Annotated in this window: 15 protein-coding genes; 7 read left to right on the top strand and 8 right to left on the bottom strand. The window is 71.9% G+C overall.

The window, feature by feature from the left end; all coding sequences use genetic code 11:
• Positions 1–2 precede the first annotated feature (2 nt).
• From rimI to ACFPUZ_RS11565, 4 genes are all read right to left on the bottom strand, one after another.
• Positions 3–473 carry a ribosomal protein S18-alanine N-acetyltransferase gene (rimI, locus tag ACFPUZ_RS11580; protein ID WP_377002050.1) on the bottom strand — a complete coding sequence of 157 codons (471 nt, stop codon included), beginning with the start codon at positions 471–473 and terminating at the stop codon, positions 3–5.
• Positions 473–1135, bottom strand: coding sequence for a tRNA (adenosine(37)-N6)-threonylcarbamoyltransferase complex dimerization subunit type 1 TsaB (gene tsaB / locus ACFPUZ_RS11575; protein WP_377002049.1), 663 nt, complete (start codon positions 1133–1135; stop codon positions 473–475). The genes rimI and tsaB overlap by 1 nt, the downstream gene beginning before the upstream one ends.
• A 103-nt stretch (positions 1136–1238) precedes the next feature.
• On the bottom strand, positions 1239–1724 hold the full coding sequence (locus tag ACFPUZ_RS11570) for a hypothetical protein (RefSeq protein ID WP_377002048.1): 486 nt from the start codon (positions 1722–1724) through the stop codon (positions 1239–1241).
• Positions 1725–1796: 72 nt separating this feature from the next.
• Positions 1797–3410, bottom strand: a complete 1614-nt coding sequence (locus ACFPUZ_RS11565; RefSeq protein WP_377002047.1) for an aspartate:alanine exchanger family transporter — start codon at positions 3408–3410, stop codon at positions 1797–1799.
• 91 nt (positions 3411–3501) lie between these two features.
• Between ACFPUZ_RS11565 and ACFPUZ_RS11560 the strand changes: the two genes are divergently transcribed.
• Positions 3502–4950, top strand: coding sequence for a tryptophanase (locus ACFPUZ_RS11560; protein WP_377002046.1), 1449 nt, complete (start codon positions 3502–3504; stop codon positions 4948–4950).
• A 293-nt stretch (positions 4951–5243) separates the two neighbouring features.
• On the top strand, positions 5244–5981 hold the full coding sequence (locus tag ACFPUZ_RS11555) for an LPXTG cell wall anchor domain-containing protein (RefSeq protein WP_377002045.1): 738 nt from the start codon (positions 5244–5246) through the stop codon (positions 5979–5981).
• Between the two features lie 11 nt (positions 5982–5992).
• Here the strand turns inward: ACFPUZ_RS11555 and ACFPUZ_RS11550 are convergent, their stop codons facing one another.
• A complete protein-coding gene (locus tag ACFPUZ_RS11550; protein WP_377002044.1) occupies positions 5993–7354 on the bottom strand; it encodes a hypothetical protein in 1362 nt (453 codons plus the stop codon).
• Between the two features lie 30 nt (positions 7355–7384).
• On the opposite strand from ACFPUZ_RS11550, the gene ACFPUZ_RS11545 reads away from it, so the two are divergent.
• The 5 genes from ACFPUZ_RS11545 to ACFPUZ_RS11525 all read left to right on the top strand — a co-directional run bounded on the left by ACFPUZ_RS11545 (position 7385) and on the right by ACFPUZ_RS11525 (position 11745).
• Positions 7385–8620 (top strand): hypothetical protein, encoded by a 1236-nt coding sequence (locus tag ACFPUZ_RS11545; RefSeq protein WP_377002043.1) that lies wholly within the window; start codon positions 7385–7387, stop codon positions 8618–8620.
• The gene (locus ACFPUZ_RS11540; RefSeq protein WP_377002042.1) at positions 8617–9480 is read left to right on the top strand and encodes a hypothetical protein; all 864 of its coding nucleotides are present in this window, start codon (positions 8617–8619) and stop codon (positions 9478–9480) included. The genes ACFPUZ_RS11545 and ACFPUZ_RS11540 overlap by 4 nt, the downstream gene beginning before the upstream one ends.
• A gap of 90 nt (positions 9481–9570) precedes the next feature.
• On the top strand, positions 9571–10059 hold the full coding sequence (locus tag ACFPUZ_RS11535; protein WP_377002041.1) for a lipoprotein LpqH: 489 nt from the start codon (positions 9571–9573) through the stop codon (positions 10057–10059).
• A gap of 64 nt (positions 10060–10123) precedes the next feature.
• Entirely contained in the window at positions 10124–11251 is a 1128-nt protein-coding gene (locus ACFPUZ_RS11530; RefSeq protein ID WP_377002040.1) for a CHAT domain-containing protein, read from the top strand.
• 35 nt (positions 11252–11286) lie between these two features.
• Entirely contained in the window at positions 11287–11745 is a 459-nt protein-coding gene (locus ACFPUZ_RS11525; protein ID WP_377002039.1) for a hypothetical protein, read from the top strand.
• Here the strand turns inward: ACFPUZ_RS11525 and tsaE are convergent.
• The 3 genes from tsaE to ACFPUZ_RS11510 all read right to left on the bottom strand — a co-directional run bounded on the left by tsaE (position 11742) and on the right by ACFPUZ_RS11510 (position 14530).
• Complete coding sequence (tsaE, locus tag ACFPUZ_RS11520; RefSeq protein WP_377002038.1) at positions 11742–12224, bottom strand: tRNA (adenosine(37)-N6)-threonylcarbamoyltransferase complex ATPase subunit type 1 TsaE; 483 nt, start codon at positions 12222–12224, stop codon at positions 11742–11744. The genes ACFPUZ_RS11525 and tsaE overlap by 4 nt on opposite strands.
• Entirely contained in the window at positions 12221–13318 is a 1098-nt protein-coding gene (gene alr, locus ACFPUZ_RS11515) for an alanine racemase (RefSeq protein WP_377002037.1), read from the bottom strand. Before alr ends, tsaE begins: the two co-directional genes overlap by 4 nt.
• Positions 13319–13438: 120 nt before the next feature.
• On the bottom strand, positions 13439–14530 hold the full coding sequence (locus tag ACFPUZ_RS11510) for a maleylacetate reductase (RefSeq protein ID WP_377002036.1): 1092 nt from the start codon (positions 14528–14530) through the stop codon (positions 13439–13441).
• Positions 14531–14537 lie beyond the last annotated feature (7 nt).

Raw genomic sequence — 14537 nt, 5'->3', positions numbered from 1 at the left:
GGTTACACCCCGCGCCGCTCGCTACTCGACGCCCGCTTCATCGAGTACGCGTCCGCCCCGGAGGGCTGGTAGTAGCGCTTGCGCTCGCCGATGATCTCGAAGTCGAAGGCGCGGTACATGGCGATGGCGGCCTCGTTGTCGGTGCGGACCTCGAGGAAGACCTGCCCGTCGAGGCCGTCGGCCAGGCGCATGAACTGGTCCATGAGCACCCGGCCCAGGCCGCGCCGCTGCTGCGCGGGATCGACGCCGATGGTGTGGATCTCGAATTCGGGGTCTTCGCGCGGCCCCAGCTGCGCGATACCGCCGTAGGCCAGCAGGTCATCGCCGTCGAAAACACCGAGGTAGAGGTGGTTCGGCTGGGCGAATTCCACGACGAAGATCTCGCGCGTCCAGGGGTTCTCCCCGGGGAAGAGCTGTTCCTCCAGCTCGGCGCAGCGGGCGGCGTGCTCGAAGGTGAGGCGGCGGATCTCCATTACAGGGTCACCTCCGGCAGCGCCGCCGAGCGGGGCACCGGCTTCGGGGGCGTCGCGTCGGGGCGGCGCAGGTAGAGCGGGACGAGGGGCTCCGGCGGGGCGTCGAGATCCGCGACGGCCACCAGCGCCGCGGCATCGGGGCGCAGGTCGTGGCGCGGGAGCTCCTGCAGCGCCGCCGGCAGCTGCGCGGCGAGGTGCTCCGGCACGGAGACGAGGGCGACGTCGTGCGGGAGCACCAGCTCCGCAGGCTTATCGACGCCCGGCCCACCCGACCGCTCCCCCTCCGCATACGTGGCCCAGTAGATCTCCCGGCGCCGGGCATCGGTGGCCACCAGCGCCGCGCCGGGCGGGAGGCGCCGGGCGATGGCGTCGTGGGAGCACACCCCGTGCACAGGAATACCGAGGGCATCCCCGAAGGCGGCGGCCGAGGCCATGCCGACGCGCAGGCCGGTGAAAGGCCCGGGGCCGCAGCCGACGACGATGGCGCCGAGATCGGCGAAGGTGACGTCGGCCTCCGCCAGCAGCGCACGCACGGTGGGTGTGAGCTGCTCGTTGTGGGCCCGCGTGCCGGGTATCACCCTGTCGTGGGCGCGGCCGGAGGAGGTGTCGACCAGGCCGGTGACCAGGTCGGGGGTGGAGGTGTCGATCGCCAGTACAAGCACGGCCCCAGCCTAGTGGAGCGGGCCCTGATTCCCTTACCCGGCGGCGGAAGCCCACCTGGGGATTCCGCGCGTGCGCGGCAGCCGGGGTGAGGGAATCAGGCGGCTAGTTGAGCAGCGCCCAGCCGCCCTGGCCGGTGGCACCCAGCGGCAGCATGGCGCGGGCGTCGATGTACTGGCCGAGCGGGACGGTGCACAGATCGATGTCGGCGCGGTCGATGCGGTCGAAGGCCTGGCCGCCGTCGGCGGAGCGCAGGAGGAGGTAGTTGGTGTCCTCCGGCACGCCGTTGGAGCCGAGCTCCAGCTCGGAGGCGTCGGCCTCGTACTTCTGGGCGATGCCCTGCTCGCTCTCGAAGGGGCAGATGACGGCGGCGGCCACCCATTCCTCGCCGTAGAGGTCCTGCGGGACCAGGCCGACGATGGACTGGTGGTTGTCCGCGGCGTGGGCCACGCCGCGCTCGAGGGCCCCGGCGGTGTCGAAGCGGGTCTCGGCACCGGTCCCGGCGCGCAGGCTGAGGAGCAGGGCCAGGACGGCGATCCAGGCGACGAGGATGATGGCGATGAGATAGCGGCCGGTGGTGGACAGACGCACGGGGTGACTCCTAGGGCGGTGGTTGATCGGAACCAGGCCACCGTACTACCTCCGGCTGCGGTTGCGTGGCAGCTAGAGCAACAGGAGGAGGAGAATCTGGCTGGCGACGATCTTGCCGATCATCGCCGTGGGGTACACCGTGGCGTAGCCCCGGGTGGCCAGCTCCGTGCCCGTCTGCCCGTTGAGGTAGGAGATGATCGCCGGGTTGGTGGTGGCACCCGCGGCCACGCCCATGGATTCGTCCCAGGTCAGGCGCAGGACGATCATGCCCACCAGGGCGCAGATGAGCGCGGAGGTGACGGTGATGAGCAGGCCCGCCGCCATGACCGTCAACGAGGAGGGGTCGGTGAGCGCCTTCTGGAAGCCCGCCCCGGCGGTGGTGCCCACCCCGGCGAGGAAGAGCGAGAGTCCCAGGGTGCTCACAGTGTTGACGGCGTGGTACGGCATCGTCCACGTCACCGGGCCAGTGCGGTGCAGGGCGCCGAGGATGAGGCCGACGACGATGGGCCCGCCGCCGAACCCGAGGGAGAGCACCGAGCCGCCCGGCAGCGGCAGCGGGATCGAGCCCAGCAGCAGGCCGCCGAGCAGGCCGAGGGCGAAGGGCAGCAGGTCGGGTGCGGCCAGGGAGCGTTCGGAGTCCCCGAGGAAGGCGCGGACCTCGTTCATCCGGTTGGGCGGGGCCACGACGCGGACCCGGTCCGAGTAGTTGAGCACGTCGGTGGGGTGCGGCACTTCCTCGGCGTCGCCGCGGCGGATGCGCGCGATCTGGAAGCCGGCGGAGAGGGTGTCCAGGTCCGCGATCCGGCGCCCCACCACCCGTGGGTTGGACACGGTGACGCGCTTGTACACCAGATCGGTGCCCTCGATGCTCACCTGCGTGGGATGGCCGAGCGTGCGCTGTGCCTTCGCAATGTCCTCGCGCGTGCCGTTGATGAGCAGCACCATCCCCTCGCGCAGGCGGTCGGTCGGTGCCGCCAGTCGGTGGTCGGTGGGGCTGTCGACGATACGGGTGGCGATGATCTCCGCCCCGGAGAGCAGCGGCAGCTGGGCGATGGTGCCGTCGATGCCGGGGCCGATGACCACGCCGTCCCAGTGCAGCGGCGCGATGATGAGGCCCTCGCGCGCGGCGTCCGCCCGGTGGTCGACCCGGAGGAGCTTGGCGCCGACGGCCGCCACGAGGATGGAACCGAGGACGGCGCCCGGGTAGGCCAGGGAGTAGCCGATGACGGGCTCGCCGGCGCGGGTGGCGTCGATAAGCTCGCCCCCCTTGACCATGTCGACGATGGCCGCCATACCGGGCGTGGACGTGAGCGCGCCGGCGAACATGCCGGCGCCGATGAGCTCCTCGAGCCCGAGGACCTGCACCACGGCGTAGGACACGCCGACCATCGTCGCCAGAAGGGCGAGCATGAACACGGTGAGCCGCCAGCCGCGGGTGCGGAACTCCGCGAAGAACTGCGCCCCGGCGCTCAGCCCGATGGCGTAGACGAACATCGCCAGGCCCAGCTGGTAGAGCAGCGGCGGGATCTGGATGTCCGGGTTCGCGGTGGACAGGCCGAGGGCGACGAAGAGTACGGCGGCGGCGCCGAGCGAGATCCCCAGAATCCGGATCTTGCCCAGGGCGAGACCGACGGTGAGGATCGCGATGAGCGCGATGAGCGGCTGAGCCGCGAGAAAATCCAACACGAGTCCCATTGAACGCCGGAGCACGGGCACGGGCAAGGCATGGAATAATAAGTGATTGTTCTCAATCTCATTCGTCCCAAGGAGTCCCATCGTGTCGAGGGTGTCGTTCTTCCGCGGTCAGCAGCTGCCGCTGGAAATGCACAAGGTCCGGATCATCCAGAAGCTCACCCTTCTGCCCATCGAGGAGCGGCGGGAGGCGATGTCCACCGCCGGGTACAACACCTTCCTCCTGGAGAACAAAGACGTCTTCCTCGACATGCTCACCGATTCCGGTGTCAACGCCATGTCCCAGGACCAGCAGGCCGCGATGCTCATGGCCGACGACGCCTACGCCGGCTCCGCCACCTACACCCGCCTCTACGACAAGCTGGTGGACATCTTCGGCATGGACTACTTCCTGCCCGCCCACCAGGGCCGCGCCGCGGAGAACATCATCAGCCAGGTGATGATCCGCCCCGACACGCTCGTGCCGATGAACTACCACTTCACCACCACCAAGGCGCACATCACCGCCAATGGCGCCGAGATCGTGGAGCTGGTCATCCCCGAGGGCCTCGAGGTCACCTCGGATCACCCCTTCAAGGGCAACCTCGACGTCGCCGCGCTCCGCGCGCTTATCGACGCCCGCGGCGCCACCGCCCTCTCCTACGTCCGGATGGAGGCCGGCACCAACCTCATCGGCGGCCAGCCCTTCTCCGTGCAGAACCTCCGCGAGGTCTCCGCGCTGTGCCGCGAGCACGACATCCCGCTGGTGCTCGACGCCTCCCTGCTGGCGGACAACCTCTACTTCAACAAGATCCGCGAAGAGGCCTGCCGGGACCAGTCCATCCGCGAGATCACCCGCAACATCGCCGACCTGTGTGACGTGCTCTACTTCTCCGCCCGCAAGCTCGGCTTCGGCCGCGGTGGCGGCATCTGCATCCGTGACGAGAAGCTGTACAAGCAGATGCGCGGCTACGTCCCGATGTTCGAGGGCTTCCTCACCTACGGCGGCATGTCCGTCCGCGAGATGGAGGCCATCACCGTCGGCCTCGAGGAGACGATGGACGAGGACATGATCAACCAGGGCCCGCAGTTCATCGAGTACATGGTCGCCGAGCTGGACAAGCGGAACATCCCGGTGATCACCCCGGCCGGCGGCCTCGGCGCGCATGTCGACGCCATGCGCTTCGTCGACCACGTCCCGCAGCACGAGTACCCGGCCGCCGCCCTCGCCGCCGCGCTGTACGTGTGCTCCGGCGTGCGCGGCATGGAACGCGGCACGATGTCCGAGGCCCGGGACGCAGACGGCGTCGAGCCGCTGGCCGACATGGAACTGGTCCGCCTGGCCATGCCGCGGCGCGTGTTCACCCTCTCCCAGGTCAATTACGTCATCGACCGCCTCGACTGGCTGTACCAGAACCGCTCCCTCATCGGGGGCCTGGAATGGGAGGAGGAGCCGGAGATCCTGCGGTTCTTCTACGGCCGCCTCACGCCGAAGACGGACTGGCTGGACACCCTCGTGGCGAAGTTCCGGGAGGATTTCGGGGACTCACTCTAGGCGCTCCGACCCCGCCGGTTGCATCCGATCCTCTTCCGATCGGACACAACCGGCGTTTCTCATTCCGTGGCGGCTGAATTATGTCAAATGTCTACCTGCAACCTCTTGCGCCCCTGCAAGCATCATCCACATCGGCGCGATGCCCCTATACGGGGGTGAGATCTGCGGTGTGACCATGCGAAAACGGCCTCAAAATTCTCTCAACTCTCAACTTAAACTTGAGTGTTATAGCGTGGTCGCCATAGAAAGCGTCCGCCTGCGTCCGGACTCACCTGCACCGAAAGAGACTCGTCATGAACAAGCGCCTTGCAGCCACGATCGCCGGATCCACCCTCGCCCTCCTCGCCCTCCACTCCCCGGTCGCTCACGCCGCCGCCAACGGGGAGATCATCCGCGTCGGCGACAAGTGCTTCGTGGAGAAGACCCTCACCGACACCAAGGTCGTGGGCACCCGCTCCGTCGCCGAGCACGCCACCCGCCAGGGTGACTGGCAGGTGGGCGACATCGAGGGCCCCGCGGGCTGGAACTTCGGCCGCCCGGACGCGCTCGGACGCACCATCACCGCCACCATCCCCGCCGACACCCCGGTCGGCCAGTACACCGCCACCGTCAAGCACTTCGAGTACAGCAAGAACCAGGTCCAGGAGGTGCTCCCCTTCACGGTCGTCGAGGAGGAGATCACCGAGAGCCGCACCTGGAGCGAGCGCGAGGAGGTCGCCTGCGTCGTCGACGGTTCCGAGGGCCACAACGGAGTGGACGGTTCCGAGGGCACCCACTCCCGCGTCCTGTCGGACCAGGCCTCCAACTTCGTCGACCACAAGGCCCTGGCACAGCAGCAGGCCCTCAACGCCCCGGCCCCGGCTGCAGCTCCCGCCCCGGCCGCCCAGTCCCGCGTCGAGGTCACCCCGGCCCCGGCCGCCGAGCAGGTGCAGCTGGCCAACAACGGTGTCAGCGGCAGCCTCACCGCCCTGGCCGTCGGCCTGCTGGCCGTGGCTTCCGGTGCGTTCCTGCTCTTCCGCCGCCGCGCTTAATCACCTCGTGCTCAGGACATGAGCACCCCGTAGTCCGCCGCCGCGACCCGGTAGGCCTCCTGGAGGCCGCCGGTGCGCGGCGGCGCACTCACGAGCAGGGACGGCCCCGCCACCCGCACCGCCGGGGTGGCCGCCACCAGGTCGATCATGTCGGCCACCCCGCGGTTGTCGCCGATCTCGAAGGCCAGGTGGCAGCACACCTCGATGGCCTCGCGGGCCCAGTAGTCGGCGAACTCGCGGCGCGCCGGGGCGGAATCCACCTGGAAGGACAGGTGCCGCAGCACGATCGCCGCGGCCTGCACCTGCGGCAGGAGGGCGCGCACCAGCGGGATGCTCACGTGCGGGAGGGAGGCCAGGAACAACGCCCGGTAGACCTCGACGCTGGCCCGCAGGGTGAGGTGGGGCGAGTCCCGGAGGATCTCCGCCGCCTCATCGAGCAGCGCCCCCGCCTCCTCCGGCTCCCCCGCGTCCCACGTGGCGGCGGCCGCCCGCAGCAGCGCCAGGGCCCGGTTCGTCGTGTGCCCCGCGCGCGCGGCCAGTTCCCGGTAGAGGCTCGCCGCCTGCGGATGCCGCCCCGCGGCCTGCTCCTCCAGGGCGCGGCCGGCGGCGGCTTCGTCGTGGAGCACACGGTGGACGAACTGGCCGCGGTGGGCGAGGAGGCGTCGATAAGCGGCGTAGGCCTGCCGCTGCGCCGGGAGATCACCCCGGATCCGGGCGACGACGAGGTCGACCTCGTGGAGGCCGGCGAGGTCGTTGGCGTTGTCGCACACCACCGCCCGGGCCTGGGCGGCGGTGCGTTCCGCGGTGTCGGCGTCCCCGGCGTGCGCCTGCGCGGTGGCCAGCGACACCAGCGCAGCACCCAGGTACTCGGCCAGTTCCGCGTGCCCGCGGGCGGCCTCCACGGCCTCCCGGTAAGCGGCCTGCGCCGCGCGGTAGTCATGTGCGGCCAGGGCCACGTCGCCCTCCCGGCTGCGCAGGATCACCTCCCGCTGCGGGCCGCGCCAGATCAGGGCCTCCATGAGGCGCAGGGTGTCGGCGGCCGCGGAGGTGTTCTCGGCGCGCAGGTGGACGGCGCACAGGGCATCGAGCAGCCCGAAACGGGTGGGGTCCGCGGACGGGTCCGCGGCGAGCAGCGCCAGGGCCGCCCCCAGGTGCCGGCGCGCCCGGGGCAGGTCATTGTCGCGCAGGGCCACGACGTGATCGGCGAGGTGGAGGCGGAATTCGGCCTCCCCCTGATACTCCGCCGGCAGCGCAGCGGCGACAGCGCGGGCCGCGGCCAGCTCCGGCTCCCAGCGGGGATCGCCGAGCTCCATGAGCCGGGCGACCCGCTCCATCGCGGCACTAAACTCCGGCAGGGCCTTTAGACTGGACACGGCAACCATGGTCTCACGAGGAGGAACAGCGTGGGTGACGTGCGACCCCGGCGCGCGGTGCTGGCGGAATCCTGGGCGGCGGCCGACATCGCCGCCCCCTCCTTCACCCGCGACGGCCTCCCCGTGGCCCGCGCCGTGAAGTGCCTGGTGGATCCGCTCATCATCCGGCCGCGGCTGCGCCCCGAGCTCGCCGCCCCGCTGCTGGGCCCGGAGCAGGCCGCCGCGCTCACCGACCTGTTGTCCCGGCACCGCGGGCTCCTGGAACAGGCCAGCGCGTGGTTCCCGCTGCTGCGCGCCGCCCGCCGCCGGGCGAAGATCACCGACGGCAACGCCCAGGAACTCTACTTCCCCCGCGCCTTCGAACTCGCCGGCCTGCACGGCGCCCCGGGGGCGGACGCCGCCGCGCTGTGCGCGGAGGTCATCGCCGAGGTGCACGGCGAGGTCAGCGTCCACGACCTACGCGCACACCTCGACGCCCTGCCCGCCGACCCCTTCCCCGACTGGGTCGAGGCCGGCCCCGAGCCCGACATGCCGACGCTCACCGCCGAGCTGTGGGAGCTGCTGGACAGCGGCGAGGAGCTCAGCGAATCACCAGATGTGGCGGCCTGGGCGCAGGCCATCCGGCGCACCCCCGGCCAGGTCACGGCCTTCCTCGACGCCTTCGCGTGGGAGGGGCCGGTCGCCGGCCTGCGCCTCTCGGCGGCCGATCCGGTGCCCGCCCCGCCGGTGCGCGCCCGGGGCGGCAACGCTGTCTTCGTCCTCGACCGCCCGCTCGACGCGCGGGTCCGCGGGGCGCTGCGCCGCTCCCGGGAGCACCTCGATTCCGCGGCCGAGCTGGTCGCCATGGAACACGAGCGCGCCCGGGCGCCCCTCGGGCTGCACGATCCGCTGTGGCGTTCCACCTTCGCCGCCGGGATCGTCCTCTCCGCGGGTCTGGAGCCCCTGCGGGCCCGGCGCGATTTCGGCCCCACCCTGCTCCGGCAGATCCAGGCGCGGCTGGCCAAGGAGGCCTACGTCATGCACCTGCGCCGCCAGCTGTCCGCGGGCCGGGCCATCGATCCGCGTCAGGAGAAGGTGGTGGATCAGCTCCACGCCTTCTGGGATCCCTACCTGCACCGATTGTGGGCCCGCCTGCACGGGCTCGATGTGCTCGGGCGCTCCCCGGCCGACACCGATGAGGTGTGGGACATCCTCAGCGGGGTCGCCCGCTCCGTCATGTACGACCACCGTCAGCTCATCCGCGACGCCCTGGAGGCCGCCGCATGATCACCCTCGCGCTGCAGGCCCGCGGCGCCACCCTCGAGTGGCCGCTGCTCCACGCCGCCGACCCACACCTCACCGTCCACGATCCGGCGGAGGCCGACTGGCTCCACCTGCTCATCGGCGAATCCGCCTACGTCGACCTCGTCCGCGGCCGGGACTGGGCACCCGTGTGGGAGGACGCGCTCGCCGCGCGCCTGCGTCACCTCGCCTTCGGGCACTGGCTGCGCGCCTGGTGGCCGACCAGCCCGCTCGACGGGATCCCGCCCCTCGACCCCTCGCTTCTCGACGCCGAGATCGCCCACCTCAGCGACCTCCTCGACGAGGTCCTCGCCTTCTCCCCCGACGAAGGCACCACCCCGCCGCCCCTGAGCGCCCCCGCGCCGACGCAGGCGGACTACGCCCTCGTCGCCGGGGCGGCTCCCCCGCCGACGCCGTCCGCCGTGCTCAGTGGTCACGGTCCCGTGGCCTGGCAGGGCGTGCCCGCCGGGCGTATCGACGCCGCCGAGAACTCCCTCACCTGGGTCCTCGAGGTCCTCGAGCGCCCCGCACTCGCCCTCGCCGTCGCGCTGCTGCCCGGCGCCGACCCGAGCGGCCTGGCCGTCACCGTCACCGCCGGGCCCGCCCGCGCTGCCGGGGTGCTCGACGCCGCCGGCACCGCCACCCTGGACCTGCCGCTGAGCCCCGCCGCGGCCTGGGCGCTCGAGCCTGCGGACGTCACGGTGCGCGTCGGCGTACCGGTGGAGGAGACGGGGGCCGAGCGGGCGTCGATACGCGCCCTCGTGGCGGGCCGCCGCAGCGGAACCCCCGACCACAACGGACCCCTCTACCAGGCGGAACAGGCCCTCCTGCGCGACGACTGGTGAGACTTGTCGTGAACGGTAGCCGCGGGCGCTTCCTACCTTGAAGTCACCGGACAGCCACCGGGGCTGACCGCGCAGACCAAGGAGAAGAACATGTCCCGCACCGTCCTCACCCTCACCGCCGCAGCCGCCACCCTCCTCGCCGGAGGCCTCGGCCTCACCGCCTGCTCCGACTCCGACTCCGCTGCCGCCGGGGATGTGGCCGTGGCCACCGACGGCTCCGGCGAGTGGAGCGCCACCGTCGACGGCACCGCCATCGAGATGGCCGACGCCTCCGTCGTCTGCGCCGAACAGGGCGACACGGTCTCCCTCACCATCGCCTCCACCAGCGGGAACCAGGCGACGGGCCTGAGTGCGGTGCTGGGCGCCGGCGAGACCCCCGAGGTCCAGGCAGTGGGCCTGGGCTCCACCGAGACCGGCGAATCCCTCGCCTACGCCCCCGGCGTGCCCGGCAACGAGGCCACCGCCACCAGGGACGGGGATACCTACACCATCACCGGCACCGTCAGCGCCGTCGACATGAACAACCCGCTGGCCGGCCCCCAGGACAAGGCCTTCGAGATGCAGGTCACCTGCCCGTAGCACGCACCCGGGGACACTGCGCCTGGCGCGCTTTTCCCGTGGGGGTCGTCTACGTTGAGAGACCATGCACAGGGTCCTGCTCACCTACGCCGATGCGGTCTCCACCTACTTCTCGTGGCGGGAGGCCGATTCCGCGGACGTGCGCACCGCCCGTCTCTCCCCGGCGCACATCGACGCCCTGCGTGACTCCTTTCCCCGCACCCTCCCGGACATCCAGCCGGGCGAGAGCACCGCGGCGGCGCTGCACCGCACCTTCCACGACGGCGCCTTCCGCTCGCCGGAGGACACCTGGACCTACTTCTCCCAGCTCGGCGCGCTGCTCATCCCGCAGGAACTGAGCGCGATGCTGCGCGGGCCGGGCCGCAGTCAGCTGCTCATCCGCCCCTCCCCCCGCCTGGCGCAGGTGCCGTGGGCGGTCCTGCCGACGCAACCTGCGGGCCGGCTGCTCGGGGAGCTGGCGGACGTGGTGCTCGGGGTGCCGGAATCCCTCAACGCACTCCGCGGCGAGCCGACCGACGGGGAGTGCGACCTCATGGTCATCGATCCCCGTATCCCCGGCCAGCCTCCCACGGGGCCGCTGGGCTCGGTCCTGGGACGCCCCACCGACACCGACCCCCTGGCCGCGCTCCTGCGGCCCGAGACGTATCCGCCCGCCACCACGTGGCCGGAGCTGGCCCGCACCCGGATGACGGCGCCGGAGTTCCTCGCCGCCTCCGCCCGGGCCCGCTCCCTGCTGTTCGTGGGGCACGTGTCGGCCGCAGGCGAGGAGACGGCCAGCGCCGAGACCTCCACACTGCACCTCGCGGAGCCGCTGAGTGCCGGGGATCTGCTGCACGCGGGCTGGCGCGCCCCCCGCCGGGTGGGGCTCATCGGCTGTGCCTCCGGCTCGGACCTGCGCTATCCCGAACCTTTCGGCCTGAGCACCGCCGCCGCGGCGTGCGGGGCGGAGACCGTCATCTCCAGCCTGTGGACCCTGCCCACCGAGGCCGGGCTGCCCGCCGGCTCGCATCCGCTGCGGGAGCTCATCCTGGCCACCGACCGGGCCCTGCACGCCCCGGAGCCGGCGCGGGAGCTTCTCGACTGGCAGCTGGGGAAGGCGCGCGCATGGTTCGCCGCGGGCGCGCAGGCGGACAATCCGGCGTGGTGGGCGGCTCCGGTCGTTCACCGCGCGGGAGCCGACCTGGGCGATTAGGGTGTGGAATGCCCGGCCTCATGTCAGGAGGAATCATGACCATCGAATCTTTCAGCCAGGTCCTGTCCACCGCTCTTGTCGAGACCCTCGAACACCACTCCGAGCGCCTGCGCGGCGACCGGATCTACGGCGCCACCCTGGTGCGCACCGCCGACACCCTCATCCCCTCCTTCAACGTCCTCGCCGACCTCGGCGACGACTGCCTCACCCCCGTTCACCGCTGGTCACCCGCCTCCTGCGGGCTGGCCCTGCAGACCCCCCGGCTCACCGAGGTGTGCGCGCTTTTCGACGCCCACCTCGACGCCACCCCGGCCCTCACCCGGGCGCTGGGGGCGGCGCCCCTCCGGGCCACCTTCGCCCGGCTCGGCGCGGAACCGCTGCTCTACGTCTACGACGAGGCCGCCGGCGGCATCGAACGCCGCTCCTTCACCAGCCTCAACAGCGGCCGGGAATCCGAACCCTACTACGTGCAGGCCGCCCGCCTGGTCAGCTAATCCACCCACCGCCAGCTGATGATCCGCGCCTCCGACTCGGGGTCGCGGATCACTGCCGTTTCCCGGTCGAACTGCACCAGCAGGTAGCGCTCGGAGATCTGCTCCACCAGTCCCCCACCCCACTCGGCGACGACGACGGCCTCGTCCAGCCCGGTGTCCAGGTCGAGGGCGTCGAGCTCGCCGAGGGGATCCCCGGAGGAGCCCTCCCCGAGCAGCCGGTAGGCGTCGAGGTGGATGAGCCCCGGCCCGCCGACGGTGGAGCGGTGCTCGCGGGCGATGACGAAGGTCGGGGAGGTCACCCGCCCCCGCACCTGCAGGCCCTGGGCCAGGCCCTGGGTGAACGTGGTCTTGCCGGCGCCGAGGGGACCGTCGAGAATGACCACGTCCCCGGCGCGCAGGGAGGAACCCAGCTCCGCCCCGAAGGCGCGGGTGTCAGCGGCGGTGGCCAGCTCGCGGCTGCCTTCCGGGGGGAACGTCACAGGTCGATGCCTCCCTCGTACTCGCGGACGGTGCGTCCGGTCGGGCGGCAGATGATCTCGTAGTTGATGGTGCCGGTGGCCTCCGCCAGCTCGGTGGCGCTCATGCCCCCCTCGCCGAAGAGGACGGCCTCGTCGCCGGCCTGCACGCCGAACTCGTTCTGCCCCAGGGAGACGACGATCTGGTCCATGCACACGCGCCCCACCTGCGGGTACAGCTTGCCGCCGATGCCCACCTGCAGCTGCCCCTGCCACGCGCGGGGCACGCCGTCGGCGTAGCCGGCGGGGACGACGGCCAGCCAGCCGTCCTCGTCTGCGGTCCACGTGTGGTTGTAGGAGGTCGACTCCCCCGCCCGGACGGGCTTGACCACCAGGATGCGGCTGATCCAGCTGAGGGCGGGCTTGAGACCGGGGTCGACGCCCGGGATAGGGGTGAGCCCGTACATCGCCAGGCCGACGCGCACCAGCTCGTGGTGGAGGTCGGGGCGGGTGAGGGTGCCCGGGGAGTTGCACAGGTGATTCTCCGGCACCTCGAGCCCGAGGGAGCGGGCCAGGGTGATGGCGCGCTCCAGGGCCTGCGCCTGCTCGTCGTTCATCGGGTTGTCCGGCTCATCCGCGCAGGCCAGGTGGGAGAACACCCCGGTGACGGTGAGGTGCTCGGCGTCCCGGAGGAGGGTGAACACCTGCTCCCAGTCGGCTTCGTCGACGCCCGAGCGGTGCAGGCCGGTGTCCACCTTGACGGAGACGCGGGCGGGGACGGCGGCGTCGACAAGCGCCTGCGCATGGGCGAGCGAGGGCACCCCCAGCCGGATGTTGAGCGCCAACGCCTCGGCGACGTCCTCCTGAGGGGACCAGATCCAGGCGAGGATCGGCTTGGTGATGCCCGCCTCCCGCAGACTGATCGCCTCCTGCAGTGTGGCCACACCGAAGCGGTCCGCCCCGTGCTCGGCCATCACCTGCGCGACCCGGGCCGCCCCGTGGCCGTACGCATCCGCCTTCACCACCGCCATGAGCAGCACATCCCCCACGAGGTCCTTGAGCAGGCGGGTGTTGTGGGCGATGGCGTCCAGGTCGATGCGGGTGGCGAGGAGATTCATGCCTGTTATTGTGCCACTCCCGGTGACAGGTGGCTCCGACCCGCCCGCTGGGGCGGGCTCACCCTCGTCGAAAGGTCGCTGTCGATAGCAGTGCCTCCGGGCCCCGGAACAGGGTCAATTCTACGGGGACCTTTCGACGGGGCGGGGCGGCTCCAGGGCCCGCCGCAGCAGTGCGCTGAGGTTGGCGGCCGTGACCTCCCGCGGATTGCGGGCGGGCAGGGCGGCCAGCGCCTGCTCGACCACTGTGGGGATGCCCGCGGCGGGGAAGCCGAGCTCGGCGAGGGAGCGGGGGGCGTCGAGGGAGCGGGGGGCGTCGAGAAGCTCGTAGAGGCGTTCCAGCCCCGCGACGGCCGAGTCCGCCTCCAGCGCGGCGGCCAGGCGCCGTTCCGCGGCGGGCGCGTGCGGGGCGTTGAAGGCGAGGACGTGCGGCAGGATAATCGCGTGCGTCTGCGCGTGCGGCAGCCCGAAGGTGCCGCCGAGGATGTGGCAGAGCTTGTGGTGCAGGCCCGCGCCGGCGGAGGCGAAGGACACGGCGGCCAGGTAGGCGCCGTAGAGGGCGAGGTCGCGGCCGGTGATGTCGGAGGGGTCCTGCACGATACGCGGCAACCCCGCGGCCAACGCCCGCGCCCCCTCACCCGCCAGGGCTGCGTTGAGGGGGTCGGCGCGCGGGGCCCACAGGGAGTCGACGCAGTGCGCCAGCCCGTTGAGCCCGGAGGCCACCGACAATGCGACGGGGAGGGTGAGGGTGAGCCGGGAATCGTAGATGACGGTGACCGGCAGGACGCGGTCGTCGGTACCGGTGGTCTTGCGGCCGCCCTCGGTGAGCCCCCACACGTTGGTGGCCTCCGAACCCGCGTAGGTGGTGGGCACGGCGATGGAGGGGACGGCGCTGCGCAGGGACACGGCCTTGGCCAGGCCGATCGCGGAGCCGCCGCCGACGGCGACGAGGAGGTCGATGTCATTCGTGGCCGCCACCGCCCGCGCGCGCTCGGCGACCTCCACGGGGACGTGCATGGCGATGTCCGTGTGCCAGGTGTGCACGTCGATCTCCGCCGCCACCTCGCGGGCCTGCACGAGCCCGCGGGCAGAGGAGATGACCATGACGCGCCGGGCGCCGAGCCGCTCGACCTCCGCCCGGAGGTGCTCGGCGGCGCGTCCGGCCCCGAGCATGACGCGCTGGGCGAGGGTGTCGTGGGTGAAGTGCAGGCTCATGCGGGCC

Source organism: Corynebacterium nasicanis (genome assembly GCF_042658165.1).
In the GTDB taxonomy this organism is placed as follows: Bacteria; Actinomycetota; Actinomycetes; order Mycobacteriales; family Mycobacteriaceae; genus Corynebacterium; species Corynebacterium nasicanis.
Note: the sequence above shows the minus strand (reverse complement) of the source record. Positions and strands in the feature narration are given on the sequence as shown.